General features: G+C 65.4%; 22 protein-coding genes. 14 read left to right on the forward strand and 8 right to left on the reverse strand.

The features are described 5' to 3' along the window. Positions 1-43: 43 nt before the first annotated feature. Complete coding sequence (gene ypfJ / locus QRN25_RS16610; RefSeq protein ID WP_285020331.1) at positions 44-919, reverse strand: KPN_02809 family neutral zinc metallopeptidase; 876 nt, start codon at positions 917-919, stop codon at positions 44-46. Between the two features lie 203 nt (positions 920-1,122). Between ypfJ and QRN25_RS16615 the strand changes: the two genes are divergently transcribed. The 4 genes from QRN25_RS16615 (at position 1,123) to QRN25_RS16630 (ending at position 6,109) form a co-directional block, all read left to right on the forward strand. Beyond that, a complete protein-coding gene (locus QRN25_RS16615) occupies positions 1,123-2,673 on the forward strand; it encodes a M28 family peptidase (protein ID WP_285020332.1) in 1,551 nt (516 codons plus the stop codon). Positions 2,674-2,788: 115 nt separating this feature from the next. Beyond that, the gene (guaB, locus tag QRN25_RS16620; protein WP_069708019.1) at positions 2,789-4,246 is read left to right on the forward strand and encodes an IMP dehydrogenase; all 1,458 of its coding nucleotides are present in this window, start codon (positions 2,789-2,791) and stop codon (positions 4,244-4,246) included. Between the two features lie 141 nt (positions 4,247-4,387). Further along, positions 4,388-5,554 (forward strand): RsmB/NOP family class I SAM-dependent RNA methyltransferase, encoded by a 1,167-nt coding sequence (locus QRN25_RS16625; protein ID WP_285020334.1) that lies wholly within the window; start codon positions 4,388-4,390, stop codon positions 5,552-5,554. A 12-nt stretch (positions 5,555-5,566) separates the two neighbouring features. After that, complete coding sequence (locus QRN25_RS16630) at positions 5,567-6,109, forward strand: tetratricopeptide repeat protein (protein WP_285020336.1); 543 nt, start codon at positions 5,567-5,569, stop codon at positions 6,107-6,109. A gap of 180 nt (positions 6,110-6,289) precedes the next feature. Here the strand turns inward: QRN25_RS16630 and QRN25_RS16635 are convergent, their stop codons facing one another. After that, positions 6,290-6,772 carry an RNA pyrophosphohydrolase gene (locus QRN25_RS16635; protein ID WP_008831310.1) on the reverse strand — a complete coding sequence of 161 codons (483 nt, stop codon included), beginning with the start codon at positions 6,770-6,772 and terminating at the stop codon, positions 6,290-6,292. A 253-nt stretch (positions 6,773-7,025) separates the two neighbouring features. Between QRN25_RS16635 and QRN25_RS16640 the strand changes: the two genes are divergently transcribed. The 3 genes from QRN25_RS16640 to QRN25_RS16650 are packed head-to-tail and all read left to right on the forward strand — an operon-like array spanning position 7,026 to position 11,043. Next, entirely contained in the window at positions 7,026-8,984 is a 1,959-nt protein-coding gene (locus QRN25_RS16640) for a 2-oxoacid:acceptor oxidoreductase subunit alpha (protein WP_285020339.1), read from the forward strand. Positions 8,985-9,019: 35 nt separating this feature from the next. Continuing rightward, positions 9,020-10,033, forward strand: coding sequence for a 2-oxoacid:ferredoxin oxidoreductase subunit beta (locus QRN25_RS16645; protein WP_285020341.1), 1,014 nt, complete (start codon positions 9,020-9,022; stop codon positions 10,031-10,033). Between the two features lie 59 nt (positions 10,034-10,092). After that, entirely contained in the window at positions 10,093-11,043 is a 951-nt protein-coding gene (locus QRN25_RS16650) for a metal-dependent hydrolase (RefSeq protein WP_285020342.1), read from the forward strand. Here QRN25_RS16650 and QRN25_RS16655 read toward each other — a convergent pair. Continuing rightward, positions 11,000-11,692, reverse strand: a complete 693-nt coding sequence (locus QRN25_RS16655; protein ID WP_271181163.1) for a phosphatase PAP2 family protein — start codon at positions 11,690-11,692, stop codon at positions 11,000-11,002. The genes QRN25_RS16650 and QRN25_RS16655 overlap by 44 nt on opposite strands. Positions 11,693-11,746: 54 nt before the next feature. Here QRN25_RS16655 and QRN25_RS16660 point away from each other — a divergent pair, with 54 nt between their 5' ends. After that, positions 11,747-13,114, forward strand: coding sequence for a cryptochrome/photolyase family protein (locus tag QRN25_RS16660; RefSeq protein WP_285020343.1), 1,368 nt, complete (start codon positions 11,747-11,749; stop codon positions 13,112-13,114). 255 nt (positions 13,115-13,369) lie between these two features. Continuing rightward, on the forward strand, positions 13,370-14,677 hold the full coding sequence (locus QRN25_RS16665; RefSeq protein ID WP_285020344.1) for an SAM-dependent methyltransferase: 1,308 nt from the start codon (positions 13,370-13,372) through the stop codon (positions 14,675-14,677). Positions 14,678-14,835: 158 nt separating this feature from the next. Here QRN25_RS16665 and QRN25_RS16670 read toward each other — a convergent pair whose 3' ends face one another. The 4 genes from QRN25_RS16670 to QRN25_RS16685 form a co-directional block, all read right to left on the reverse strand. Further along, complete coding sequence (locus QRN25_RS16670; RefSeq protein ID WP_008829728.1) at positions 14,836-15,174, reverse strand: PilZ domain-containing protein; 339 nt, start codon at positions 15,172-15,174, stop codon at positions 14,836-14,838. A gap of 77 nt (positions 15,175-15,251) precedes the next feature. Then, positions 15,252-15,962 carry an SDR family NAD(P)-dependent oxidoreductase gene (locus QRN25_RS16675; protein WP_285020345.1) on the reverse strand — a complete coding sequence of 237 codons (711 nt, stop codon included), beginning with the start codon at positions 15,960-15,962 and terminating at the stop codon, positions 15,252-15,254. Continuing rightward, positions 15,959-17,404, reverse strand: a complete 1,446-nt coding sequence (gene purF / locus QRN25_RS16680; RefSeq protein ID WP_271181157.1) for an amidophosphoribosyltransferase — start codon at positions 17,402-17,404, stop codon at positions 15,959-15,961. The genes QRN25_RS16675 and purF overlap by 4 nt, the downstream gene beginning before the upstream one ends. A gap of 292 nt (positions 17,405-17,696) precedes the next feature. Further along, positions 17,697-18,059, reverse strand: a complete 363-nt coding sequence (locus QRN25_RS16685) for a hypothetical protein (RefSeq protein ID WP_285020346.1) — start codon at positions 18,057-18,059, stop codon at positions 17,697-17,699. Positions 18,060-18,976: 917 nt separating this feature from the next. On the opposite strand from QRN25_RS16685, the gene QRN25_RS16690 reads away from it, so the two are divergent. The 5 genes from QRN25_RS16690 (at position 18,977) to QRN25_RS16710 (ending at position 23,355) form a co-directional block, all read left to right on the forward strand. Then, the gene (locus tag QRN25_RS16690; protein ID WP_271181154.1) at positions 18,977-20,218 is read left to right on the forward strand and encodes a lipoprotein-releasing ABC transporter permease subunit; all 1,242 of its coding nucleotides are present in this window, start codon (positions 18,977-18,979) and stop codon (positions 20,216-20,218) included. Further along, on the forward strand, positions 20,211-20,894 hold the full coding sequence (locus QRN25_RS16695) for an ABC transporter ATP-binding protein (protein WP_285020347.1): 684 nt from the start codon (positions 20,211-20,213) through the stop codon (positions 20,892-20,894). Before QRN25_RS16690 ends, QRN25_RS16695 begins: the two co-directional genes overlap by 8 nt. A 155-nt stretch (positions 20,895-21,049) precedes the next feature. Continuing rightward, positions 21,050-21,328 carry a hypothetical protein gene (locus tag QRN25_RS16700; RefSeq protein WP_008829733.1) on the forward strand — a complete coding sequence of 93 codons (279 nt, stop codon included), beginning with the start codon at positions 21,050-21,052 and terminating at the stop codon, positions 21,326-21,328. A 9-nt stretch (positions 21,329-21,337) separates the two neighbouring features. After that, complete coding sequence (locus QRN25_RS16705; RefSeq protein WP_285020349.1) at positions 21,338-21,844, forward strand: glutathione peroxidase; 507 nt, start codon at positions 21,338-21,340, stop codon at positions 21,842-21,844. Between the two features lie 119 nt (positions 21,845-21,963). Then, a complete protein-coding gene (locus QRN25_RS16710) occupies positions 21,964-23,355 on the forward strand; it encodes a carboxylesterase/lipase family protein (protein WP_285020350.1) in 1,392 nt (463 codons plus the stop codon). On the opposite strand, the gene QRN25_RS16715 is transcribed toward QRN25_RS16710, so the two are convergent. Further along, entirely contained in the window at positions 23,352-24,560 is a 1,209-nt protein-coding gene (locus QRN25_RS16715; protein ID WP_271181150.1) for a GGDEF domain-containing protein, read from the reverse strand. The genes QRN25_RS16710 and QRN25_RS16715 overlap by 4 nt on opposite strands. Positions 24,561-24,682 lie beyond the last annotated feature (122 nt).

Below are 24,682 nucleotides of genomic sequence, written 5' to 3' on the forward strand. Positions count from 1 at the left end.
CGCGGTCGCCGATCCGCCACCGGGTCCGCTCACGCCTGTGATGTCATCCTGTTGAAGAGAACGTGTCACACGCGTCCTCGTTCCCGGTTTCGAGGCCGCGCTTGAGCCAGCGCATGCGCTCGGCGCTGGAGCCGTGGGTGAAACTCTCCGGCGTCACCGCCTGTCCGGCGTTCTTCATCAGCGTGTCGTCGCCGATCGCGCTGGCGGCGGTCAGGCCTTCCTCCATGTCGCCGGGCTCGATGCGGTCGCGGTTCCTGGCGGCCCATACGCCCGCGTAGCAGTCTGCCTGCAGTTCCATCTTCACCTGCAGGGCGTTCTCCTGCCGGGGGTTCTGCTGCTGCGCCTTGCGCACCTGCTGGTCGAGGCCGGTGAGGTGCTGGACATGGTGCCCGTACTCATGCGCCATCACATAATAGCGCGCGAAGTCGCCCCGGGCGCCGAGTTGCTTGTCCATCTGGTCGTAGAAGCTGACGTCGATATAGATGCCCTGATCGGCGGGGCAGTAGAACGGCCCCATCGCGCTGCTCGCCGCGCCGCAGCCGCTGCGGGTGCCGCCGGTGTAGAAGTGCAGCATCGGCTGCTCGAAGGGTACGTTGGCCTTCTGGAACAACGGCTGCCAGGTCTTATCGAGCGAGGACAGCGCATTGCACGATTCGCGCGAGTAGGCGTTCTGCGTGCAGATTTCGGTCGCGCTGCGCGAGCCGCCCGCCGGTTGCTGCGTGGTGGTCGGCGTCTGCTGCTGCACGTTCTCCAGCGTGCCGAGCATTTGTCCCGGGTCCACGCCGAAGACTAGGGCGCCGATCAGCACGATGATCAGGCCGCCGCAGCCCAGCTTGCCGCCGCCGAGGGAGAAGCCGCCGCCGCGGCTGCCGCCTTCGGTGACCTTGATGTTGTCGGGGTCGAAATCGTCCAGCCGCATGGGTGCCGTATCCTCTTTTCGCCGTTGCCGGGCAGCGTCTCGCGTGCAGATCAATTCGCAGAACTCGGGGGTGTTCCGCAAGTCTCCCGAGTGTTGCGCGGCTGCGTCATTATCGCCGGATGAAGCTGGAAATGTTGCAACTGCACGCGATTGGAGGAAATTTTACAACCGTGCTCGAAAATGTGTCGTATAGGTGCGGTGAAATGAAGTCGGGCATCCGGGCAGTGGGACGTGCAGCAGGGAAAAGTGCGTGGAGGACGGCAGCGTTCTTCGCGCTTTTCGCCGTAGGAGTTCCCATCGGCGTCGTTGCCGCCAGCGTCAGCCGCGCCGACCGCGAGATCGAGGACCGGCTGCGCGCGCATATCCAGATGCTCGCCAGCGACGACTTCGACGGCCGTGAACCCGGTACCGATGGCGAGGCGAAGACGCTGCGCTACCTCGCCAAGCAGTGGTTCGACATCGGCCTCGTTTCGGGCACCAATGATCCGGGCAATGAGTGGTTTGCGCCGGTTACTGTCGTCGCTCACGAACCGTCGAGCGGTTCCGCCCGCTTCCTGCGCAAGGGCTTCCGCGCCACCATTGCGCCTAGCGACGTACTGGTCTTCACCTCTGGCAAGCGTTCGCTGGTGCGCAATGCGCCGCTGCTGTTCGTCGGCCGCGCGCGCAGCCAGGACTTCACCCGCAACGAACTGGCAGGCCGCATCGCCGTGGTGCTCGACGGCAATACCCCCGACAGTGCGCGCCAGAATGAGCTGTTGGCTCTGGGCGCCTCGGCCGTGCTGACCGTGCTCGACGGCGAGCGCACGCTGGACGAGGTCGCGGCCCGGCGTCGGCGTTCGGGCTACGCGCTCTCGGACGAGGCGCTGGGCGGCGATCTTGAGGCGTTCATCGGCCGCGCGACGATGGAAACCCTGCTCAAGGGCACCGCTCATACTTTCGATGATCTGGAGCAGGCGGCAAGCAAGGACGATTTCGCGCCCATCGTGCTGGACGTCACCGCCTCGCTGGAAGCCGCGACGGACGAGACGACGATCCGAACGCATAACCTGATCGGCAAGCTGCCGGGGCGCAGCAAGCAGGCGGGCGCGGTGCTGTTCGTGGCTCATTGGGACCATTTCGGAGAATGCGGCGAGCCTCCCGCCGAGGACGTCATCTGCAACGGAGCAGTAGACAACGCCAGCGGCGTCGCAGCGTTGACCGAAGTGGCGCGCCGTCTGTCGCGCAGCCCGCAGATGGACCGCGACGTCTATTTCCTCGCCACCACGGCGGAGGAACTCGGGCTGCTGGGCGCGCACGCCTTTGCCGAGAGCCCGCCGCTGCCGCTGGAGCGGATCGTCGCGGCCTTCAACATTGATTCGATCGCGATCGCGCCGCGCAAGACGCCCTTCGCCATCGTCGGACGGGGCATGACCGGGCTCGACAAGGACATCGCCAAGGTCGCCAAGGCGGAAGGCTTCAAGCTGCGCGAGAACAACGACGCCAATGAATACGTGAAACGGCAGGATGGCTGGGCCTTGCTGCAGCACGACATTCCCGCCGTCATGGTGACGACGTCCTATGGCGACATCGAGCGGATGCGTGCCTTCTTCGACGGCGACTATCACCGGCCGAGCGACGATCTGTCCCACCCGATCGAGCTTGGCGGGGCCAGCGACGACGTGAAGATGCTGACTGCGCTGGGCCGCTGGTTCGCCGATACGCGCAAGGTGCCGGTCACGCCCATGGTGGCAAAGGCGCCGGTCTCGGCGAAATAGCCGGACCTGTCACACCAGAAACGCGAAAAACATGGGATTCGCCCCCTAGCCCAAACCGCCCCCTTTGATTACATGGGCCGCCACGATTCTCCCCTCGAAGGCATTGGTGGCGCACATGGATATCCAGCTCGGACTCACTTTCGACGACGTACTCCTGCGTCCCGCCAAGTCCGACATCGTCCCCACCCAGGCCGATACCCGCTCCATGCTGACCCGCACCATCGGGCTGAACATCCCTGTAATCTCCTCCGCCATGGACACCGTGACCGAGGCGCAGATGGCGATCGTCATGGCGCAGATGGGCGGGATCGGCGTGCTGCACCGTAACCTGTCGATCGAGGAGCAGGTTGCCGCCGTCCGCCAGGTCAAGCGCTTCGAGAGCGGCATGGTCGTCAATCCCATCACCATCGGCCCCGATGCCACGCTGGGCGAGGCGCAGGCGCTGATGACCGCGAATCGCATCAGCGGCATCCCGGTGGTCGAGGCGTCGGGCAAGCTCGTCGGCATCCTCACCAACCGCGACGTGCGTTTTGCCGCCAACGCCGCGCAGCCGGTGCGCGAACTGATGACGCATGAGAACCTCGCAACCGTGAAGGTCGGCGTCGATCAGGACGAGGCGCGCCGCCTGCTGCACGCCCGCCGCATCGAGAAGCTGCTGGTCGTCGATGAGGGCTTCCACTGCGTCGGCCTCATCACCGTCAAGGACATCGAGAAGGCCGTCCTTTTCCCCGAGGCGACCAAGGACGAAGCAGGCCGCCTGCGCGTCGCCGCCGCCACCACCGTGGGCGACAAGGGCTTCGCCCGCACCGAGGCGCTGCTGGCGGCCGAGTGCGACGTTGTCGTCATCGACACCGCGCATGGCCACAACCGCGACGTTGCTCTGGCGGTCGAGCGGGTGAAGAAGCTGTCGAATTCGGCGCAGGTCATCGCCGGCAACATCGCCACCGCCGAAGCCGCCAAGGCGCTGATCGACGCGGGCGCGGACTGCGTGAAGGTGGGCATCGGTCCGGGCTCGATCTGCACCACGCGCATCGTCGCGGGTGTCGGCGTGCCGCAGCTCACCGCTGTGATGGAAGCCGCCGAGGAAGCCGAGAAGGCGGGCGTGCCGGTCATCGCCGACGGCGGCCTGCGCACTTCGGGTGACGCCGCCAAGGCGCTGGCCGCCGGTGCCTCGACGATCATGGTCGGCTCGATGCTCGCAGGCACCGAGGAAGCGCCGGGCGAGACGTTCCTGTACCAGGGCCGCGCCTACAAGTCGTACCGCGGCATGGGCTCGGTCGGCGCGATGGGCCGCGGCTCGGCGGACCGCTACTTCCAGGGCGACATCAAGGACCAGATGAAGCTGGTGCCCGAGGGCATCGAAGGCCAGGTCGCGTTCAAGGGCGCCGCCAAGGACGTCATCCACCAGCTGGTGGGCGGCATCAAGGCGGCGATGGGCTACACCGGCTCGGCGACGATCGAGGACCTGCGCAAGAACTCCAAGTTCATCCGCATCACCAATGCGGGCCTGCGCGAGAGCCACGTCCACGACGTGACGATCACCCGCGAGGCACCGAACTATCCGACGCGCTGAGGCAGCTAACCCCCTCCCGCAAGCGGGAGGGGTAGCGAGACTTGGGCCGCAGGCCCTTAGTCGCAGCGGGGTGGGCACTGACGCCGACCTCGCGTTCTCATGCGCCCACCCTCGGCTTCTCCTGCAGGCGGGAGGGGTGAATTGACCCCCGCAGCCCGCATTCAGGCAGCCATTGAGGTGCTCGATCTCGTCATCGAGGCCGCGCGGTCCAACGGCGCGCCTGCCGATCGCCTGATTTCCGAGTGGTTCCGCGCCCGCCGCTGGGCAGGGAGCGGGGACCGCCGCGCGGTTCGTGAACTCGCCTACCGCGCCATCCGCGCCTGCGGGGAAATCCCCGCGACCGGCCGCACCGCCATGCTGCGTGTCGCGGATATCGACCCGCAAATTGCGGCTCTGTTCGACGGATCGCGCCACGCACCTGCACCGATCGATGCCGCCGAGCCCAAGGCCGAGGCCGGTGTCGCTCCGGCATGGCTGATGCAGCGCCTCGCCGACAGCGGCGTCGAACATCCTGAAGCCCTGCTGGACCGCGCGCCGCTCGACATCCGCGTCAACACGCTTAAGTCCGGCAGTCTCGACCTCCCCGAAGGCGGGGAGAAGACCGTCGCCGCGCACGGCTGGCGCTACCCGCCCGAGACGAAGATCGAGCAGTCGCCCGCTTACCTCGAAGGCACGATTGAGGTGCAGGATGCGGGCTCGCAACTCACCTGCGAGGTCGTGGCCGCGCGGCCGGGCGAGACGGTGATCGACTTGTGCGCCGGGGCAGGGGGCAAGACCCTCGCGCTCGCCGCAGCGATGGAGAACGCCGGGCGGCTGATCGCCTGCGACGCCGACCGCGCGCGCCTGCAACGCCTGCCGCCCCGCGCCGAGCGGGCCGGGGCGACCGGGATCGAGACTTTGCTCCTCGACGCCAACCGCGAGATGCAGGCGCTTGAGCCTTTCGTCGGCGCGGCCGATGCGGTGCTCGTCGATGCGCCGTGCTCGGGTGCCGGCACCTGGCGCCGCAACCCGGAAGCGCGCTGGCGCCTGACCGACAAGCAGCTTGAACGCTACGTGGCGATTCAGTCACGCCTGCTCGACATCGCGGCGACGCTGGTGAAGCCGGGCGGGCGGCTGGTCTTCGTGACCTGCTCGCTGCTCGACGCGGAAGGCGCGGATCAGGCCGAAGGTTTCTTGACCCGCCATCCCGACTGGCGCGCCGAACTGCCTGTTTTGCCCGCCGGAACCCCGCGCGGCGCCGGCCTGCGTCTCTCTCCCTCGCGCGATGGAACCGACGGGTTTTTCGTCGCGCGCTTCGTCAGGCTGTGATAGCGTCACGTCATGATGAGGACGAAAACCTCGGCCAAGGACCTGCTGATGCGTTATACGCCCGTTGCCGTTGCCCTTTCCCTGCTAGCCGCCACGTCCTCCAGCGTCCTTCTGTCGCAACCGCCCGAGCAACTCGATCCGCGCGCCACCATGCTGCTGAGCGAGGGCCGCGCCGCCGCTGCGGCGGGCAACATTGACGGGGCGATCGACGCCTATGAATCGGCGCTGACGGTCGAGCCTGGCAGCGTGACCGTGCTGCTCTCGCTGGCCGACGCCACGCGCCGTCAAGGCATGCAGGGCAAGGCTTTGCATTACTACCGTGTCGCGCTGACCAGCGATCCGCGCAACGTCACGGCGCTGGCGGGCGAAGGGATGGCGCTGGCCGAAAAGGGCGCGACCGAGAAGGCCAACCGCAATCTCGCGCGGCTCCAGACGCTGTGCGGCAAGGACTGTGCGGAAGCGCAGTCGCTGGCGGGCGCGATCGCCAAGGGGCCGACGCCGCGCATGGTCACTGCCGATGCGGTCACGCCAAAGACGGCGGTTTCGGAAAACTGAAGCGCGGCGCTATCTGCGCGGGGGCTTCGACAGGCTCAGCCTGAGCGGGTTTGCCGCCGCCGTCGTCCCGGACTTGATCCGGGACCGGTGGCCGTCTTTAGGTGTGAGCGTGTTGCTCGCGCAGCAAGATCGGTGGTTCACGGCCACCGGTCCCGGATCAAGTCCGGGACGACGTAAGCCTCAGATCAGCGTCTTGAACTCTTCCAGAACAGCACGATAGACACGCTTCTTGAAAGGCACGATGAGGTCCGGCAGCAATGCCGCCTCGACCCATTTCCAGTCGCAGAACTCGGCTGGCTTGTGCGCATTCAGGTCGATGTCGGCATCGCTTCCTTCGAACCGGGCGAGGAACCAATGCTGGCGCTGCCCCCGATATTTGCCCTTCCACAGCTTGCCGACAAGTTCAGGCGGCAGGTCGTAGAGCAGTTCCTCGCGGGTCTGCGACAGCAGCTTGACATGCTTCCTGGTGACGCCGGTTTCCTCGTGCAGTTCGCGAAAGGCGGCTTCCTTGAGGTCTTCGCCGTCGTCGACGCCGCCTTGCGGCATCTGCCACCAGTCGCCTTCACGCGTGTCGATGCGCTTGCCGACGAAGACCTTACCGTCGGCGTTGACGAGCATGACCCCGACGCAGGGGCGATAGGGCAGGGACGAGAAATCGTTCATCGAGATAGGCGAATCCGAATTGAAGGGGAGGGGCTCTCTACGCGATTCGACAGGAATTGCACCCATGTCTGCCTCATGGCCACAGGATGGCGGAACCACCGGCGCTTGACTAGCCCGCATTGAGGTCCACACTCCTCCCCATGACGGCAAACGCGAAGTTTGTTCGCTCAAGAGAAAACTAATTTGTCATTGGGAACCTGAGTCCGCAGCCTCGACGCAGAAACCGGCGCGGACCGGCAGCAGAGGATAGACCATGGCGATACTGGCCGGAGAGCACGATACCGACGCGTCCGCTGTCGAGACATCGCCCGTAGAAGCGGTCGTCGTTCGCTTCGCGGGCGACTCGGGCGACGGGATGCAGTTGACCGGTGGCCAGTTCACGCTGTCCACGGCGCTTGCCGGCAACGATCTGGCCACCTTCCCGGACTTTCCTGCCGAGATCCGCGCGCCGCAGGGCACGCTGTTCGGAGTCTCCGCTTTCCAGATCAATTTCGGGTCGCAGGAGATTACCACGGCGGGCGATGCGCCGGACGTTCTGGTGGCGATGAACCCGGCGGCGCTGAAGGTGAACGTCGGCGCGCTCAAGCCCGGCGGCCTCGTGATCGCCGACACCGGCGAGTTTAACAAGCGTAACCTCGAAAAGGCGAAGTACGCAGAAAACCCGCTGGAGGACGGCAGCCTCGCGAAGTGGGACGTGCTGGCCTTCGACATCTCGGCGCTGACGCTGGAGGCGGTGAAGCCTTTCGGGCTTGGCAACAAGGAGGCGCTGCGCTGCAAGAACATGTGGACGCTGGGCCTGGCGCTGTGGATGTTCGACCGCGACCGCCGGCCGCTGGTCGACTGGCTCCATGCCAAGTTCGCGAAGGCGCCGGTGCTGGCCGAGGCGAACATCGCCGCGCTCAACGCCGGGCATGCCTACGGCGAGACGGCGGAACTCACCGGCCCGCTGCGCAAGCTGCATATCGATCCGGTGCCGACCGAGCCGGGGCTCTACCGCACGGTGACCGGGGCGGAGGCGGTGTCGCTCGGCCTCGTCGCGGGGGCGCAGCTGGCTGGACTGCCGATGTTCTTTGGCGGCTATCCGATCACGCCCGCTTCGGCAGTGCTGCACCATCTGGTGAAGATGAAGGAGTTCGGCGTCACCACCTTCCAGGCCGAGGACGAGATCGCGGCGATCTGCGCGGCGATCGGGGCGTCCTATGCCGGGCAGCTCGGCGTCACGTCCTCATCGGGGCCGGGCATCGCGCTCAAGGGGGAGGCGATGGGGCTGGCGATCATGACCGAACTGCCGCTGGTCATCGTCAATTCGCAGCGGGGAGGGCCGTCCACCGGGCTGCCGACCAAGACCGAGCAATCGGATCTCTATCAGGCAGTCTACGGGCGCAACGGCGATGCCCCGCTGCCGGTGATCGCCGCGCGCTCGCCTGCCGATGCCTTCGAATGCGCGATCGAGGCCTGCCGCATCGCCACGCAGTTCATGACGCCGGTGATCCTGCTGACCGACGGCTACATCGCCAATGCCTCGGAGCCATGGAAGGTGCCTGATCCCGGCGGCTTCACCCCGTTCCCGGTGGAATTCCTGACCGAGACCAACAACCCGGAAGGCAAGCCCCTGCCCTTCAGGCGCGACCGGCGCGGAGTGCGGCCGTGGATCAGGCCGGGGACGCCGGGGCTGATGCACCGCATCGGCGGCATCGAGAAGGCCGTGGATACCGGCAATATCGACTATGCTCCCGACGTCCATCAGGCCCAGACCGACGCGCGCAAGGCCAAGGTGGACGCCGTCGCGGACGCCGTGCCGCCGCAGGAGGTGGCGCTCGGGGCGGCGTCGGGAAAGCTGGCGGTGGTCGGCTGGGGATCCACCTTCGGGCCGATCCATCAGGCGGTGCGCCGGGCGCGGCGCAAGGGGCTGGACGTCAGCCACATTCATGTCCGCCACATCTGGCCGCTGCCCCGGAACCTCGGCGAGATGCTGGCCGGGTTCGAGCAGGTCGTGGTGCCGGAAATGAACACCGGGCAGTTCAAGACGGTCCTGCGCGACCACTTTCTGGTCGATGCGGTGCCGCTCTCCAAGACCAGCGGCCAGCCCTTCGCCATCGCCGAGATCGAGGCCGCCATCGCGACCTTCTTCGATGCGGTCCCCGGCAACGAGGGCGGCGAAGTCTCGGTCAACGAGACGCAGCTTCCGGCACCGGAAATCGAAAAGCCCTGAGCGCTTAGGCCCAATTCGTCAGGATAGATCTCATCATGAACGACATGACCCCGATCCAGACCACGCTGAAGGACTGGGAAACCGACCAGGAAGTACGCTGGTGCCCCGGCTGCGGCGACTATGCGATTCTCAAGGCGGTGCAGCGCACCCTGCCGATGGTCGGTGCGGACCCGAAGAACACCGTGTTCGTATCGGGCATCGGCTGCTCCAGCCGCTTCCCGTATTACGTCGAGAGCTATGGCTTCCACACCATCCACGGCCGCGCCCCGGCCGTCGCGACGGGGATCAAGCTGGCCAATCCCGAACTCGACGTGTGGATCGTCACCGGTGACGGGGACGGCATGTCGATCGGCGGCAATCACACGATGCATGTCCTGCGGCGTAATCTCGACTGCCAGATACTGCTGTTCAACAATGAGATCTACGGGCTGACCAAGGGACAATATTCGCCGACCAGCCGGGTGGGGACGCCTTCGCCGACGTCGCCTATCGGCTCGGTGGACCGCCCGGCCAGCCCCTGTGCCTTCGCGCTTGGAGCAGGCGCGCGGTTCGTGGCGCGCGGCTACGATGTATCGAAGGACCTGCCGGACGTGCTCAAGGCGGCGTATGCGCATAGGGGCGCGGCTTTCCTGGAGATCTTCCAGAACTGCATCGTCTACAACAAGGACCGCTTCGACGACTTCACCGCCAAGGCCGTCGCGTCGGACATGCAGATCGTCTGCCGGGATGGCGATCCTTTGTTGTTTGCAAAGGAAACCAAGGGGTTGTCTCTCGATCTTGATACGCTGACGCTGAAGGTCGTCGATGTGGTGGACGGCGATTGGCGGGCGGCGGGAGTCGCGGTGCACAATGTGCGCAACCGGGGGCTGGCGCATATGCTGGTGGAGATGCCCTTCGGTGAGTTTCCGATGGCGCTGGGGGTGATTTACGACGATCCGGCGCCGACTTTCGAAAGTGCCGTCGTCGCCGAGCGGGCAAGCCTGACGGCGGGAAAGAGTGCGGACCTTTCGAAGCTGCTTGGCAAGGGACAGACTTGGACCGTGGACTGACGGCTTGCAATGCTGCATCGCAAACCCGATAAAGTCTGCGATGCAACTATCTGTCTCTCATGGATAACCTGACGCACAGCCTGGTCGGCTGGGTGCTCGCTGAAACGGGCCTCAAGCGCCGGACACGCAAGGGGCTCGCGGCTTGCGTGCTGGCGGCGAACATGCCGGACATCGATGTGTTCTTCGGCTGGGCGTCTTGGGCTCCGCTCGCCATGCACCGAGGCTTCACGCATGGGCTGGTCGGGGGAGTGTTGTTGATGCCGCCCCTGCTGGCGGGGTTGCTCTGGCTGTTCGATCGCTGGCAGGCATCGCGCGGCGCCACTTTCCGCAGCGGGTTGCCGATGCGGTTCGGATGGCTGCTGGCGCTATGCTATCTCGGCGCGCTGACGCATCCGCTGCTCGACCTGCAGAACACGTATGCAGTGCAACTTCTCTCGCCGACGAGCGGGCGGTGGTTCCATACCGACGGGTTGTTCATCGTCTCGCCCTGGCTGCTGGCGATCATGGGTTTGGGGCTGTGGCTAGCGTGGCGGTGGAAATCGGCAAAGCCTGCCGTCGCGGCGCTGGCGGGCGTGATCGGCTTCATCGCGCTCAACATCGGGATTTCCGCGATGGCGTGGGATGCACCGCGCCAGAATGACTCGGCCTTCAACCCCGACCGTATCTTTGCCTCGCCCGAGCCTTTGCTGTTCTGGCGGCGCGACATGATCTGGCGGCAGGCGGGGCGCATTTTCTATGGTCGCTATGATCCGCTCCACGATCCTGCAGGGCTGGTTTCCGCCGAGCATCCTATAACCGACAACATGGCCGATCCACTGGTGCGCAAGGCTGCCGTCGCCACGCCGGAAGTCGTCAAGTTCCTCGCCTGGTCGCAACTGCCGATGGCGCGGATCGAGCGGCAGGGGTGCAGCGCCGTGGTGACTTTTGGCGACGCGCGGTTCACCGGGCCGCGTCTCAGCCGCAACTTCAATGTTTCGGCGAGGGTTCCGGCGGACTGTCCAGCGCGCTGACCGCCTCGGCGGCAAGCTGCGCGGGGCGCTGAAACAGGGCGTTCGCGAGGAAAGCCCACCCGGCGCCGCCCAGCCATCCGGCGACCACGTCGCTCGGCCAGTGGACGCCGAGCCAGACCCGGCTCCATGCGATTGCAAGGGTGCCGAAAAGTGCGGCACCAATGAGCGTGCGGCGCACCGAGGGACGGTTGCTCATCGCCCCGAAGGCTAGCGCCATTGCGATATATATGACCGCGGCATTGAAGCTATGCCCGCTCGGGAAGCTGTTACCGCCCGCTTCGGTGAGATGAGGCACGATCTCCGGACGTGGGCGTCCTACGAGCGCCTTGAGGGCGCTGTTGACCAGCCAGCCGGCCATGACGGTGAGCGCGAAGAGCAGGGCCTCCCGCCGCTGCCGCAGGAAAAGCAGCGCCACGATCGTGCCGATGGCGAAGAGGTTGCGCAGCAGCACCCCGCCAAGCGCCGTCACGTCGCGCACGGCCTCCAGCAGCTTGACCGGGCCAAGCGGCTCGAGCGTGTCGTCGCGCCAGAACAGCAGGCCGGTCCGGTCGAGAGCTTCGGCATGGCCGCCGTGCACTGCCAATGCGATCACGGCTACACCCAGCCAGCATAAGGCGGCGGCGAGGATCAAGGCCCGACGGTGGTGCATCGAAAGCGTCATCGCGCTAGGGAACGCCGGTTATCGAAGGACGTTGCCCCGCTCATGAGTTCTCCTGTCATCGTCTGGCTGAGGCGCGACCTGCGCCTGTCCGATCAACCTGCCATCGCCGAGGTCGCGCGCAAGGGGCCGGTGATACCTGTCTACATCCTCGACGACGAGACGCCCAGGCATCGCGCCATGGGCGGCGCCTCGCGCTGGTGGCTGCACCATTCGCTCGAAAGCCTCGACGCGGCTTTGCGGGAGAAGGGCTCGCGGCTGATCCTGCGGCGGGGGAGAAGCGATGAGGTTCTCGCCAAGCTCGCCCAAGAGACCGGTGCGCAGGAGGTCCACGCGCTGCATCACTACGAACCGTGGTGGCGCAATGCCGAGAAGGCGGTGGGCAAGGTGCTGACGCTTTGCCTGCACCACGGCAACTACCTCGCCCCGGCGGGCTCGGTGACGACCGGCTCGGGCGGGCTCTACAAGATCTACACGCCGTTCTGGCGCGCCCTGCGTGAGCGGATGCCGCCGCATGATCCGCAGCGGCGGCCGCAGACGATTGCTGCGCCATCGAAGTGGCCGGAGTCGGATACGCTGGCCGACTGGAAACTACTCCCCACCACGCCCGACTGGGCGGGCGGCATGCGCGCGATGTGGGAACCGGGAGAGGAGGGCGCCCGCAAGCGGCTGCATGCCTTCGTCGAGGAAGCCTCTGCCTATGAGGGGCAGCGTAACCTGCCGGGAGTGGAGGGCACCTCCATGCTCTCGCCGCACCTGCACTTCGGGGAGGTCTCGCCCGCGCAGGTCTGGCATGCGGTGGCGGACGCGGGTGGGTCGGTCGCGACGTTCCTCGGCGAGATCGGCTGGCGCGACTATGCGCAGAACGTGATCCTGCAGTATCCCGACTACGGCGGCCGCTACGCGCGCGATCCCTTCGGCGCGTTCCCCTGGCGCACCAGCACGCGCGATCTGGAAGCGTGGCAGCAGGGGCGCACCGGCTATCCCATCGTCGATGCCGGGATGCGGCAGTTGTGGCACACCGGCTGGATGCACAACCGCGTGCGGATGATCGCGGCGAGTTTCCTCGTGAAGCATCTCCTCATCGACTGGCGCGCGGGCGAGCAGTGGTTCTGGGACACGCTGGTCGATGCGGACTATGGCAGCAATGCGGTGAACTGGCAGTGGACCGCCGGATCGGGTGTGGACGCCAACATGTTCGTGCGGATCATGGCCCCGCTCACCCAGTCGGAGAAGTTCGACGCCGCAGCCTACATCCGCGAATGGGTGCCGGAGCTGGCGGACCTGTCCGACGCGGACATCCATGACCCGCCCTCGGGCAAGCGGCCGAAGGGCTACCCCGACAAGCTGATCGAGCACCGCGACGCGCGCGAGCGGGCGCTGTCGGCGTGGCAGCAGGCGAAGGGTAGCTGAAGCGACGTCGTGCCGGACTTGATTCGGAACCGGTGGCGGTTTGCGCCTACGCGGCTTCGACAAGTTCAGCGTGAGCGGTATTCCAGGCAGATTTTTAAATTCCGCTCAGGCTGAGCTTGTCGAAGCCCCAGAGACGAGGCGCGCGCCTAAAGACAGCCACCGGTCCCGGATCAAGTCGAGGACGATGTTCTTGGGCAATCGGCTTCGCATCTTGAGTAATTGCCCAGGCGCAAAATCGAGTCCATCATCGCGTCCATGAACGCACAGGCGCCGGGCAGAGGTGGGGAACTTGTGGGGGGAGGGCGCGCGATCGGCGTCGGCTCCCAGTTGCTGGCGCGGCTGTGGTCGGGCGGGGTGCACCGGATTCTCGACCGCATTGATCGCGGGCTGGAGCGCGGTTCGATCATGGCGACGCTGCCCGGCGGTCAGACCCGGCTGCTCGGCGGTCGTCAATCCGGTTTCGACGCCGTGGTGGAGATCACCAGCTGGCGCGCGCTGCTGCGGCTGGCGACGGCGGGCTCGGTCGGCTGGTATCAGGCTTGGGACCTTGGCGAGTGGGACAGCCCGGACCCGGTGCCGCTCTTCGCGCTGTTCATGGACAATGCCATGGCGCTGGGAGACACCGGCCGTGCGCATGGCCCGTGGCGGCTGCTGACCCGCGCGCTCCATGCGCTTCATCGCAACACGCGCAAGGGCTCGCTGAAGAACATCCACGCGCACTACGACCTCGGCAACGACTTCTATGGGCAGTGGCTGGGCGAAACGATGCTCTATTCCAGTGCGCTCTATTCCGAAGTCGTGTCGGGGCCGAACCCTTATGCCCAGTTCGTGACCGAACTGGACGTCGCGCAGTCGGCCAAGGCGGGCGCGATCGTCGAGCGGCTGGAGCTGGAACCCGGCGATCGGGTGCTGGAAATCGGCTGTGGCTGGGGCACGCTTGCGGCCTTCGTCGCCAGCCATGCCGAGGTGCACGTCGATGCAATCAGCCTCTCTGACCAGCAGCTTGCCTATGCGCGTGAACGCTGGACGTTCGAGCGCAGTGACGGACGTGGCAGCGTCGATTTTCGCAAGCAGGACTATCGCGACGTTTCCGGCCAATACGATGCGATCATGTCGGTGGAGATGGTCGAGGCTGTCGGGCAGGCTTATTGGCCGGAGTTCCTCGACTGCATCGCGCGCAATCTGAAGCCGGGCGGGCTGGCGGCGCTGCAACTGATCTCGATGCCGGATGCGATCTTCGAGGGCTATGCCCGCAGCGCCGACTTCATCCAGACCTTCATCTTTCCCGGCGGCATGCTGATACGCGAGAGCGAGTTCCGCGCGTTGGCCGAGGAGAGGGGGCTGGTCTGGGAGGATCGCGTCGGTTTCGGGGCGGACTATGCGCGCACCTTACGCGAATGGCGGGCGAATTTCGATCTCGCGGTGGAGGAAGGGCGTTTGCCCTCGGGTTTCGACGAGCGATTCGTGCGGCTCTGGCGGTTTTATCTGATGTACTGCGAGGGAGGATTTCTCGGCGGCGGGATCGATGTGGCGCAAGTGACGCTGGTGAAGACGCTCGATTGAGAGGAGATCGTCGAGATCAAAAGCCCGTCATCCCAGCGAAGGCTGGGACCGCTATGACCATGATGCGTCCCATCGGCAGGGCGCCGCTGACTTTAGAGAAGCCTCGCCGAAATCTCCAAATATGCCGAGAGCGATCCCAGCCTTCGCTGGGATGACGGTTAGCGCCGATCGCGGTTCCAGCGCGTCATGACCGCATCCAGTTCGTGCGGCTCCAGCAACTGCTCGAAAGCGCAGCCGACAAGCCCGTTGTCCCACCACACCACTTTCGCGGGCAGCGCCTCTTCCCTGCCGGGCAGCGTCAGCCAGCACATCGTACGCGGCGCGATGTGGCTCATCGCGGTCGCCGAAAAGCCGGAGAGCGACAAGTCGCGCACCGCCGTCTGGAAGCTCTTGGACCCGGAGGGGCGCAGCGTGGCAGGGATCGAAATGCGGTTGCGATGCGCGCTGCGATCTTCCTGCGCGGCGGCGGCGTAGCGTTCCTGCTGGGTGTGATCCATGGGCGACCTCGCGCAAATTACGACGTGTCTACAACGCCAATTTGCCCGATGTGTCCCAGTTTGGGGTTACGATCCGGTTATTGCGGCTGGTTAACGGTTTCCCGGTGGCCCGTCGCGAAACTCTCTCCGAGCAGCGCCGTGAGGCGGTCCGCCACGACTTCGGGCGGCTTGACCGAGGCCGGTGCCTCGCCCGGATAGGCCCGCGCGCGCATGGCGGTGCGGGTGGCGCCGGGGTTGACGATGGCGATGCGAATGTTCGAGGTCTTGGCGGTTTCCTGCGCGTAGCAGTCCAGCAGCACTTCGAACGCGGCCTTGGTGGCGCCGTAGGCACCCCAGTAGGCGCGCGGTGCCTGCGCGACGGTGGTGGTCAGGCCGACCACGCGCGCGTTCGGGCTCTTCTTCAGCAGCGGATCGAAGTTCGCGATTAGCGCCTGCGTCGAGAGGACGTTGGTGGTCAGCGCCTTGTTGAAGGCGCGCTGGTCGATGTCGGCGACGCTGGTGAGTTCGGGCAGAATCGCCGCGTTGATCACCAGCACGTCCAGCCTGCCCCAGCGGTCCTGCACGGCACTGGCAAGGCGGGCGATGCCGTCGGGCTCGACGAGGTCGACGGGGGCGATCGTGGCCGATCCGCCTGCCTCGTAGATGCGCTCCTCGACGCGTTCGAGCGCCTTGGTATCGCGCCCGGTCAGGACGACATGCGCGCCCTCAGCGGCCAGCGCAACGGCAGTGGCTTCACCGATACCCCGGCTGGCGCCGGTGACGAGTGCGACCTGATCCTTGAATGTCACGCTGCGTCGAGTTCCGGGAAGCGGTCCGAGAAGTCGGTCAGCTTGGTCGGGTATTCGCCCGAGAAGCAGGCGTCGCAGAACTGCGGGCAGCTCTTCTTGCGCTCCGATTCGCCGACGGCGCGGTAGAGGCCGTCGATCGAGACGAAGGCGAGGCTGTCGGCCTTGATGAAGTCGGCCATCGCCTCGGTGTCCATCGTCGCCGCCAGCAGCTTGGAGCGCTCGGGCGTATCGACGCCGTAGAAGCACGAGTGCTCGGTCGGCGGGCTGGCGATGCGCATGTGCACTTCGGCGGCACCCGCATCGCGCATCATCTCGACGATCTTCTTCGAGGTCGTGCCGCGCACGATCGAATCGTCGATGAGGATGATGCGCTTGCCTTCGACGACGGCGCGGTTGGCGTTGTGCTTGCGCTTCACGTCGGCGTGCCGGGCGGCGTCACCGGGCTGGATGAAGGTGCGGCCCACGTAGTGCGAGCGGATGATGCCCAGCTCGAACGGGATGCCCGATTCCTGCGCATAGCCGATCGCGGCGGGAACGCCGCTGTCGGGTACGGGGATGACCACGTCGGCGTCGGCGAAGGATTCCTTGGCCAGTTCGACGCCGATCTGCTTGCGAACCTGGTAGACCGAAAGGCCGTCCATGACCGAGTCGGGGCGCGAGAAATAGACGTGCTCGAAGATGCACGGGCGCGGCGAGGGATTGCCGAACGGGCGGTGGCTGGAGATCGTGCCCTTGTGATCGACCTGCACCATCTCGCCCGGCTCGATCGTGCGCACGAAGTCGGCGCCGACGATGTCGAGCGCGACGGTTTCGGAAGCGAAGACGATGGCGTCGCCAATGCGGCCCATCACCAGCGGGCGGATGCCCAGCGGATCGCGGCAGGCGATCATGCCCTCGTTGTTCATGCAGATCAGCGAGTAGGCGCCTTCCACCATGCGCAGGGCATCGACGAAGCGGTCGAGCAGCGTGGGGTAGCGGCTGGTGGCGACGAGGTGGATGATCACCTCGGTGTCGGAGGTCGACTGGAAGATCGAGCCCTTGGCCACGAGATCGCGCTTGAGCGTCATCGCGTTGGAGATATTGCCGTTGTGGGCGATCGAGAAGCCGCCGTCGGCAAGATCGGCGAACAGCGGCTGGACGTTGCGAAGCCCCGAGCCGCCGGTAGTGGCGTAGCGCACGTGACCCGAGGCCATCGAGCCGGGGAGGGTGTCCACTTCCTTCTGGCGGAACACCTGCGCCACGTGGCCGATGCCGCGGTGCGAGTGGAACTCCGCGCCGGAGAAGCTGGTGATGCCCACCGCCTCCTGCCCGCGGTGCTGGAGCGAATGGAGCCCGGCGGCGGTGATGGCCGCGGCTTCCTTTGCCCCGATAACACCGAAAATACCGCACTCTTCGCGCAGTTTGTCCCCGTCGACATCAAGGAAGGGGTGAGTCATGTTCATGGTATTTTTCCAGCCCGACTGGCGCGTCCAAACGCGACGCGCATTTGGCTGCGATCGCGTCGAAAAGCAAGGGGGAAGGGATGGGCCGTTGAGGGCGGTGGTTCCTGCGCCCGTTTGGTGACGGGAAGATGACGGGTTTGGGAGCCATGCATCACTTTCCCCGTTCATGCTGGGCTTGTCCAAGCAGGGGAGCCGGAGCGCCCAGCCTCGAGGGGCTTCGACAAGCTCAGCCTGAGCGGGGTTGGGAGGCTTGACTTGGGTGGTTTCCGGACAGGCTGAAAGTCGCTCTAGCTTAGCAGCTATCGGCTTCTTTGCGAGGATTTGCACGTCGCCAAATCCGGTGAATTCGCCAACACAGTAGGCCTAACGTAACCAACGCTAAGGGGGTGGCTACGAGCAGTCGAGATATAGGCTGAATGCCATCTAATCTGTTGGCCAATCCGATGGCTGCCGCAGCTAAAATCGAAAGGCTCATATAGGTAGCGTCAAAGATTTCGGATTTATATTTTTTCCAAAGGACTGAAGAATGAAATTTCTCTTTCTTTTCTTCTTTCAGGCCAAGGCAATATCTGTCCCACTGTGCAGTCGGACCTGTGAACGCGGCGATGATGAAGAATGCCAAGCTAAATATAAACGAAATAATGAAGCCAAGCATAGACGCACCAGATAGAGGTGAGTGAATATCGTCTCGATTGCCTGAAAGGCTGCATCGTAAGCTAGCCATCTGTCAAGGAAGGGCCGTTTTGGTGCGTGTCCGGTCAGGCTGCATTTCTTCGCGCGCGGCGAGCACCGGACGGACGGCTATAGAGCGCAGCGCTCGCCGCCCGGAATGGCGAAAACGGGTGGGAAGCGGACGCAAACTCAATTGCGTGGGACGGGGCCATACCACAACCGTGGAGGCCGTGGGCCGATTGGGCGGTTAGCGAAATCGCAAAGTGCCTTGGCTACGTGCGTTAACTTATAAACCTTTGGTCGCGCCTTGAGCGCTCGTGCAACGCGAATAGCGCGCAATGCGGAATAGCTCTCTGGTATTACCACCTTAAGATGCACGAAGCCGAATTTGACGCGCCTCTTTGATGGCAGAACAATGAGACCATTCCTTTCACAAATGCGTCTCCGGAAATTGAGACGGTCTTTCCTTCCGCCAATGACACAGCATGTATTCAGATGATCCATCAACGCTGAGTTATCGCCGCGTTGGATTGTCCGCAATGGGGCGCTTGCCGACGGTCCGCTTTCCTACACGCGGCCGGGTCCGGTACATTACACCCATACCCAGTCCGATCACCGCAGACCGCACAAGTTTACACCACAAGGTGACACCTTTGCCCCACAAGGTGACACATCGCATTCGTAAGGTCACACCGATCAGCTCGCGCTGCGCTTAAAACCCACGAAAATCCGCCCTTCACCGGCGGTAAGGCATCAACGGTTCACCCATCAGACAGTGTAAACCCTGCAGACCTCCCGCATTCGTACCACCCCCTCGGGAACCATCCGCCCGCCCGCAGCTTGCCAGCACCGCCCGCGCATCCTAATGCCTCTTCACCTTTTCAAGACGGACCCCCTCGCTTGATCCTATCCCCCTTCGAATGGACGATCGCCAAGCGCTACATGCTGCCCGGAAAAGGCGAGCGCTTCATCGCTCTCGTCGCCGGCATCAGCCTCGTCGCGGTCATGCTCGGCGTTGCCGCGCTGGTCATCGTCATGAGCGTGATGAACGGCTTTCGCGCCGAGCTGTTCGACAAGATCGTCAACCTCAACGGCCATGCCATCATCCAGGCCTACGGCGGCCGCCTCGACAACTGGCAGAGCGTCCTTGAGGACGTGCGGGGGACGCCCGGCGTCACCCGCGCCTCGCCGCTGATCGAGCAGCCGCTGCTGGCCAGCTTCAATGGCCGGGTCGAGGCTATCCTGGTGCGCGGCAACACCGGCGAGGACATCAACCGCCTTGCCGACAAGGTGAAGGCGGGCAATCTCCCCGAACTGAAGACCGGGTCCGACAACGTCGCGATCGGCAAGCAGCTGGCGCAGAACCTAGGCGCGCAAGTGGGCGACGTGATCACCATCATCAACCCGGCGGGCCGCTCGACGCCCTTCGGCACGGTGCCGCGCCAGATCGCCTACCGCATCGCGGCGATCTTCGAGATCGGCGTCTACGACTACGACAACGCCTTCGTGGTCATGCCGATGAAGGACGCGCAGACGCTGCTGCTGACCGGCGACCAGATCGGCATGATCGAGGTCACCACCAACAACCCCGACCGGGTGGGTGAGATACTCGCGCCGCTGACGCGCCAGCTCTCGGGCCGCGCCGTGGTCACCGACTGGCGGACCATCAACGCCTCGCTGTTCGAGGCACTGGCGGTGGAGCGGGTGGCGATGTTCGTGATCCTGTCGATCATCGTGCTGGTGGCGGTGTTCAACATCCTCTCCTCGCTGATCATGCTGGTGCGCGCCAAGACACGCGACATCGCGATCCTGCGCACGATGGGGGCGACGCGGCACTCGCTGCTCAAGGTCTTCGTCACGGCGGGCTTCTGCATCGGCGCGATGGGCACCGTGGCGGGTGTGATCATCGGCTTCATCTTCCTCTATTTCCGCCAGCCGATCGTGCATCTGGTGGAGATCCTGACGGGCCAGAACCTGTGGGATCCCTCGATCCGCTTCCTGACCGAGCTGCCTGCGCGCTCCGACCCGGTGGAGATCGCCACGATCTGCATCATGGCGCTGGTGTTCAGCTTCCTTGCCACGCTCTACCCCGCCTACAAGGCGGCGAGCACCGATCCCGTGCAGGTGCTGCGCTATGAATGATATCGTTGACCCGGTCGTCCGCCTGACCGACGTGACCCGCAGCTTCGAGCAGGGCGGGGTGAAGATCGACGTCCTGCGCGGCGTGAACCTCGAAGTCCGCCCCGGAGAGATCGTCGCGTTGCTCGGTCCCTCGGGATCGGGCAAGTCGACGATGCTGCAGGCGATCGGCCTGCTCGAAGGCGGCTTCGGCGGCAGGATCGAGATCGCCGGGATCAACGCCAGCAAGCTGGGCAAGGACCAGCGCGCGGCGGTGCGTCGCGATCACATCGGTTTCGTCTATCAGTTCCATCACCTGCTGCCCGACTTCAACGCGATCGAGAACGTCGTGCTGCCCCAGCTGATCACCGGAAAGCCGCGCTCCGAGTGCGATGCGCGGGCGACCGAGCTGCTTACGGCGCTCGGCCTCGGCGCAAGGCTGGAGCATCGCCCGAGCAAGCTCTCGGGCGGCGAGCAGCAGCGCGTTGCCGTGGCCCGCGCGCTGGCCAACCGTCCGCACATGGTGCTGGCGGACGAGCCCACCGGCAATCTCGACGAGGCGACGGCGGACAAGGTCTTCGCCCAGTTCCTCGCGCTGGTGCGCGGAGAGGGCAGCGCCGCGCTCGTCGCCACGCACAACGAGCGGCTGGCGGCGGCGATGGACCGGGTGGTGCGACTGCATGACGGGGTGCTGACCTGAGCGGCGCAAGCGCAGTTCTCTCATGCCCCTCCCGCTGACGGGAGGGGCAGGGGTGGGCAATCTCAGGTTCCTGATTCTTCGCCGGAACCGCCGTTGAACTCGCGGTTTTCCTTTCCCACATTGCTTAATCCAGGCGATAAGAAAGGAACCCGCCAATGAGCGACATCCCGTCCACTATCGCAGCCGGCAGCACTCCGCCTCGGAGCTTCGGCTGGGACGACACGGCCGAACTGCACAAGTGCGAGGACGGCGGCGGGCTGTTCCACAACTTCAAGACGATCCGCCGCGGCACCGTGGCGGAACTGGTCGCCTTCGTGATGGGACTGCCCGAGGCGAAGCAGGACGACTATGCGATCGAGAAGGACGGCGACCACACGATGCGCATCGGGGAGATTCGGCACCTCTCGCGGCGCGCCGATTTCCCGGCTTCCTGAGCGCTATCGGTGAGTACAGACCCTCGCACCATTGCGGATTTCAACGCGACATTGCCCAATGGCGAGACGATCAGCCTCGCCGACCGGCTGGGCAAGGTGGTGCTGGTGGTCAACACCGCCAGCAAGTGCGGCTTCACCCCGCAGTACAAGGGGCTGGAGGAACTCTGGCGCAAGTACCGCGAGCAGGGGTTCGAGATCATCGCTTTCCCCTGCAACCAGTTCGGCGGGCAGGAGCCGGGGGATGCCGACGAGATAGCAGCCTTTTGCGAGGTGAACTTCGGCCTTTCCTTCCCGCTGATGGGCAAGGTCGAGGTCAATGGGCCAGACACTGTGCCGCTTTACGACTGGCTCAAGGCCGAGGCGCCGGGACTGCTGGGCTCGAAATCGATCAAGTGGAACTTCACCAAGTTCCTCATCGACCGCGAAGGCAAGGTAGTGCGCCGCTATGCGCCGACCGACAAGCCCGCTGCGCTTGAGAAGGCCATCTCCAGGCTGCTGTCGTCGTCCCGGACTTGATCCGGGACCGCTGGCGGTCTTTAGTCCGCAGCGTGCGCCGTGCGCCTTGCCGAAAGGTGGGGACGTTCACGGCCAGCGGTCCCGGATCAAGTCCGGGACAACGACGTCAGGAGACCTTCTTGAAAGAGCCCATTTTTCTCTCGGCCATTCTCTTTGCCACCACCGCCTGTTCGCCGGTTGCCGTCGCCGATCCTGTGGCGGTCACGCGCAGCGGCGAGGTCCGGGGAGAAGTGAGCAAGGGTGTGGTCAGCTGGAAGGGGATTCCCTTTGCCGCGCCGCCGGTGGGCGATCTGCGCTGGCGCGCGCCGCAACCGGTCGCGGCGTGGACGGGCGTGCGCCCGGCGACCGCCTATGGCCATGACTGCATGCAGAAGCCGTTCCCCAGCGACGCCGCGCCGCTCGGCACCCCGCCGGCCGAGGACTGCCTCTACCTTAACGTCTGGAAGCCGGAAGGCGCCAAAGCGAAGCTGCCTGTGGTGTTCTGGATCTACGGCGGCGGTTTCGTGAACGGTGGTTCCTCACCCCCCACGTACTCGGGCGCGGAACTGGCGCGGAAAGGCGTAATGGTGGTGAGTTTCAATTACCGGGTCGGCCGCTTCGGCACTTTCGCTCATGCGCAATTGAGCAAGGCGGATGCGGACGGGGGATTGCTGGGCAATTACGGCGCTCTCGATCAGGTGGCGGCGCTCAAGTGGGTGCGTGACAACATCGCGGCCTTCGGTGGCGATCCTGACAACGTGACCCTCATCGGCGAAAGTGCGGGCGGCATGTCGGTGCACATGCTGATGACCTCGCCGATGACGCAGGGCCTGTTCGCGCGGGCCGTCGCCATGTCCGGCGGTGACGGCACGGCGCTCGGTGCGGGAGGTCTGGCCGAAGCCGAAAAGACCGGGGCCGCCTTCGCCGCGACCAAGGGCATCGCCGAGGATGATCCCCAGGCGCTCGTGAAACTGCGGGCGCTGCCGGCGGAGCAGGTGGTCGATGGCCTAAATCTCGAGGCGCTGTTCGCGGCGAAGCGCCCGCCGTTCTCCTCGCCTTTCGTCGACGGGCGCATCGCCGTCGACGTGGCCAAGGCTTATGCTGCCGGCAAGTTCGCCAAGGTTCCGGTGATGGTCGGGGCCACCAGCGCCGACATGGGCGGCCCGGACGGCTTCATGATCAAGGGTGCCCGTGATGTCGCGCGCACGCTCTCGCAGTCGGGCGTGCCGGTCTACGCCTATCGCTTCTCCTATGTCGCCTCTTCGGTTGGAAAGCCGGGGGCGGGGCACGCGAGCGACATACCGTTCTTCTTCGACACCCAGGCGATCAAGTATGACGACGCCACGACCGCCCGCGACGATGCCATCGGGAACACGATCAGCGATACGCTAGTCGCCTTTGCGACGACGGGAAATCCCAACGGCGGCAAGCGTCCGAACTGGCCGCGCTATGATCCGGCCCGGGACGTGATCATGGACTTCGCCGTCGATGGTGAGGCGCGCGTGGGCCGCGATCCGCTGACGGTACGCTAGGCGGAGGCGCGGCGTCCGGCGGCAGCGCGAAAGTCGATCGGCGCCGTGTCCTTGCGTTCACCCGGCTCGGCCATGACCGTCTGGTTGCGGCCGAGGCGCTTGGCCGCATAGAGCGCTTCGTCGGCATCGGTGAACCGCGCCGCATGATCGTCGCCGGGTTCGAGCATGGCTACGCCGACGCTGATGGTGCAGCGGCGCGTTTCGCCACCGCTGACGTGACTGCGTGCCTCGAAGGCGATACGCATCGCTTCGGCGCGGGCCATGATCGCCTCTGGCGTGCGGGCCTGGATGATGGCGGCGAACTCCTCCCCACCGACGCGGAACACGTTTCCGGCGCCGAGGGTCTCGCGCGCGACCATGGCGGCGCCGACGATCACCATGTCGCCGAAACCGTGGCCGAGCCCGTCGTTGATCGCCTTGAAGTGGTCGATATCGAGCACTGCTACTGCGGTGCTTCCTTCTGCCCGAGGCGTGCGGGCGAGCGCCTCCATGCGATCGTCCAGCGCGCGGCGATTGCCGATCCCGGTCAGCGGGTCGATAGAGGCGAGACGATAGTGCTGCGCCGCTAGCTGCTCACGCCCCAGCGCCGTCAGGAACACGCCGAGCAGCAGCCCTTGCAGCACGATCAGGAAGTTGAACAGCGCGATCGACCAGACTTGCGTTTCCTTCGGCCCGAAAGGCGCGGGGAGTGAGAGCGAGAATGGCGCGCGCAGCAGTTCGAACACGCAGAAAACCGCGAAGATCCAATAGAGCGTCGTGGCCGACTGCAACTGCGGCTGGCGCATCCGCATGAATTCGCGCGCGGCCAGCCCGTCGAACAACGCAAAGAGCAGCACGCGCGGCAACATGCGCAGTTCCGAGATCGCATCGTCGGCGCCGATAGTCGCCGAGAACAGCAGCACCGCCACGCACGGCAGCAGCATCAGCAGCGGGCGAGGGCGGCGCCCTCCCGTCACTCGTGCGGCCAGCCAGGCAGAGCCGTATACGACGGTCAGCGCAAACCAGCCGAGCCTCAGGCCCAGCGGTCCCGGCAGGATTTCCGGATACGTCAGCAGGATACCGGCTGGCACCGCAATGCCGAACGGGGCGAACTGCCAGCGCCGCTGTGTCGGGCGACCGTCCTTGAACCAGGACAACAGGATCGCGATGCACATGATAGCACCGAGCGCAGTGCTGCACGCGGCGATGGTGGTGATGTCCGGCATCCGGTCAGCAGCACTTTCGAAACGGATGCGGCAGATCGGTCATCAGCAGGTCCGTTCGAGGATGCGAATCACATCCGGCCCATCCGGATGTGCACGTAGACGCATAGAGGGGTGTCGTTAAC

The sequence above is a fragment of the Novosphingobium sp. fls2-241-R2A-195 genome (assembly GCF_030209485.1).
GTDB lineage: Bacteria > Pseudomonadota > Alphaproteobacteria > Sphingomonadales > Sphingomonadaceae > Novosphingobium > Novosphingobium resinovorum.

Bases quoted from the DNA above. Each gene is read 5' to 3' on its own strand.
- ypfJ (WP_285020331.1), bottom strand. From the start codon at position 919: ATGCGGCTGGACGATTTCGACCCCGACAACATCAAGGTCACCGAAGGC.
- QRN25_RS16615 (WP_285020332.1), top strand. From the start codon at position 1,123: ATGAAGTCGGGCATCCGGGCAGTGGGACGTGCAGCAGGGAAAAGTGCG.
- guaB (WP_069708019.1), top strand. From the start codon at position 2,789: ATGGATATCCAGCTCGGACTCACTTTCGACGACGTACTCCTGCGTCCC.
- QRN25_RS16630 (WP_285020336.1), top strand. From the start codon at position 5,567: ATGATGAGGACGAAAACCTCGGCCAAGGACCTGCTGATGCGTTATACG.
- QRN25_RS16635 (WP_008831310.1), bottom strand. From the start codon at position 6,772: ATGAACGATTTCTCGTCCCTGCCCTATCGCCCCTGCGTCGGGGTCATG.
- QRN25_RS16640 (WP_285020339.1), top strand. From the start codon at position 7,026: ATGGCGATACTGGCCGGAGAGCACGATACCGACGCGTCCGCTGTCGAG.
- QRN25_RS16645 (WP_285020341.1), top strand. From the start codon at position 9,020: ATGAACGACATGACCCCGATCCAGACCACGCTGAAGGACTGGGAAACC.
- QRN25_RS16650 (WP_285020342.1), top strand. From the start codon at position 10,093: ATGGATAACCTGACGCACAGCCTGGTCGGCTGGGTGCTCGCTGAAACG.
- QRN25_RS16655 (WP_271181163.1), bottom strand. From the start codon at position 11,692: ATGCACCACCGTCGGGCCTTGATCCTCGCCGCCGCCTTATGCTGGCTG.
- QRN25_RS16660 (WP_285020343.1), top strand. From the start codon at position 11,747: ATGAGTTCTCCTGTCATCGTCTGGCTGAGGCGCGACCTGCGCCTGTCC.
- QRN25_RS16665 (WP_285020344.1), top strand. From the start codon at position 13,370: ATGAACGCACAGGCGCCGGGCAGAGGTGGGGAACTTGTGGGGGGAGGG.
- QRN25_RS16670 (WP_008829728.1), bottom strand. From the start codon at position 15,174: ATGGATCACACCCAGCAGGAACGCTACGCCGCCGCCGCGCAGGAAGAT.
- purF (WP_271181157.1), bottom strand. From the start codon at position 17,404: ATGAACATGACTCACCCCTTCCTTGATGTCGACGGGGACAAACTGCGC.
- QRN25_RS16685 (WP_285020346.1), bottom strand. From the start codon at position 18,059: ATGCTTGGCTTCATTATTTCGTTTATATTTAGCTTGGCATTCTTCATC.
- QRN25_RS16695 (WP_285020347.1), top strand. From the start codon at position 20,211: ATGAATGATATCGTTGACCCGGTCGTCCGCCTGACCGACGTGACCCGC.
- QRN25_RS16700 (WP_008829733.1), top strand. From the start codon at position 21,050: ATGAGCGACATCCCGTCCACTATCGCAGCCGGCAGCACTCCGCCTCGG.
- QRN25_RS16715 (WP_271181150.1), bottom strand. From the start codon at position 24,560: ATGCCGGACATCACCACCATCGCCGCGTGCAGCACTGCGCTCGGTGCT.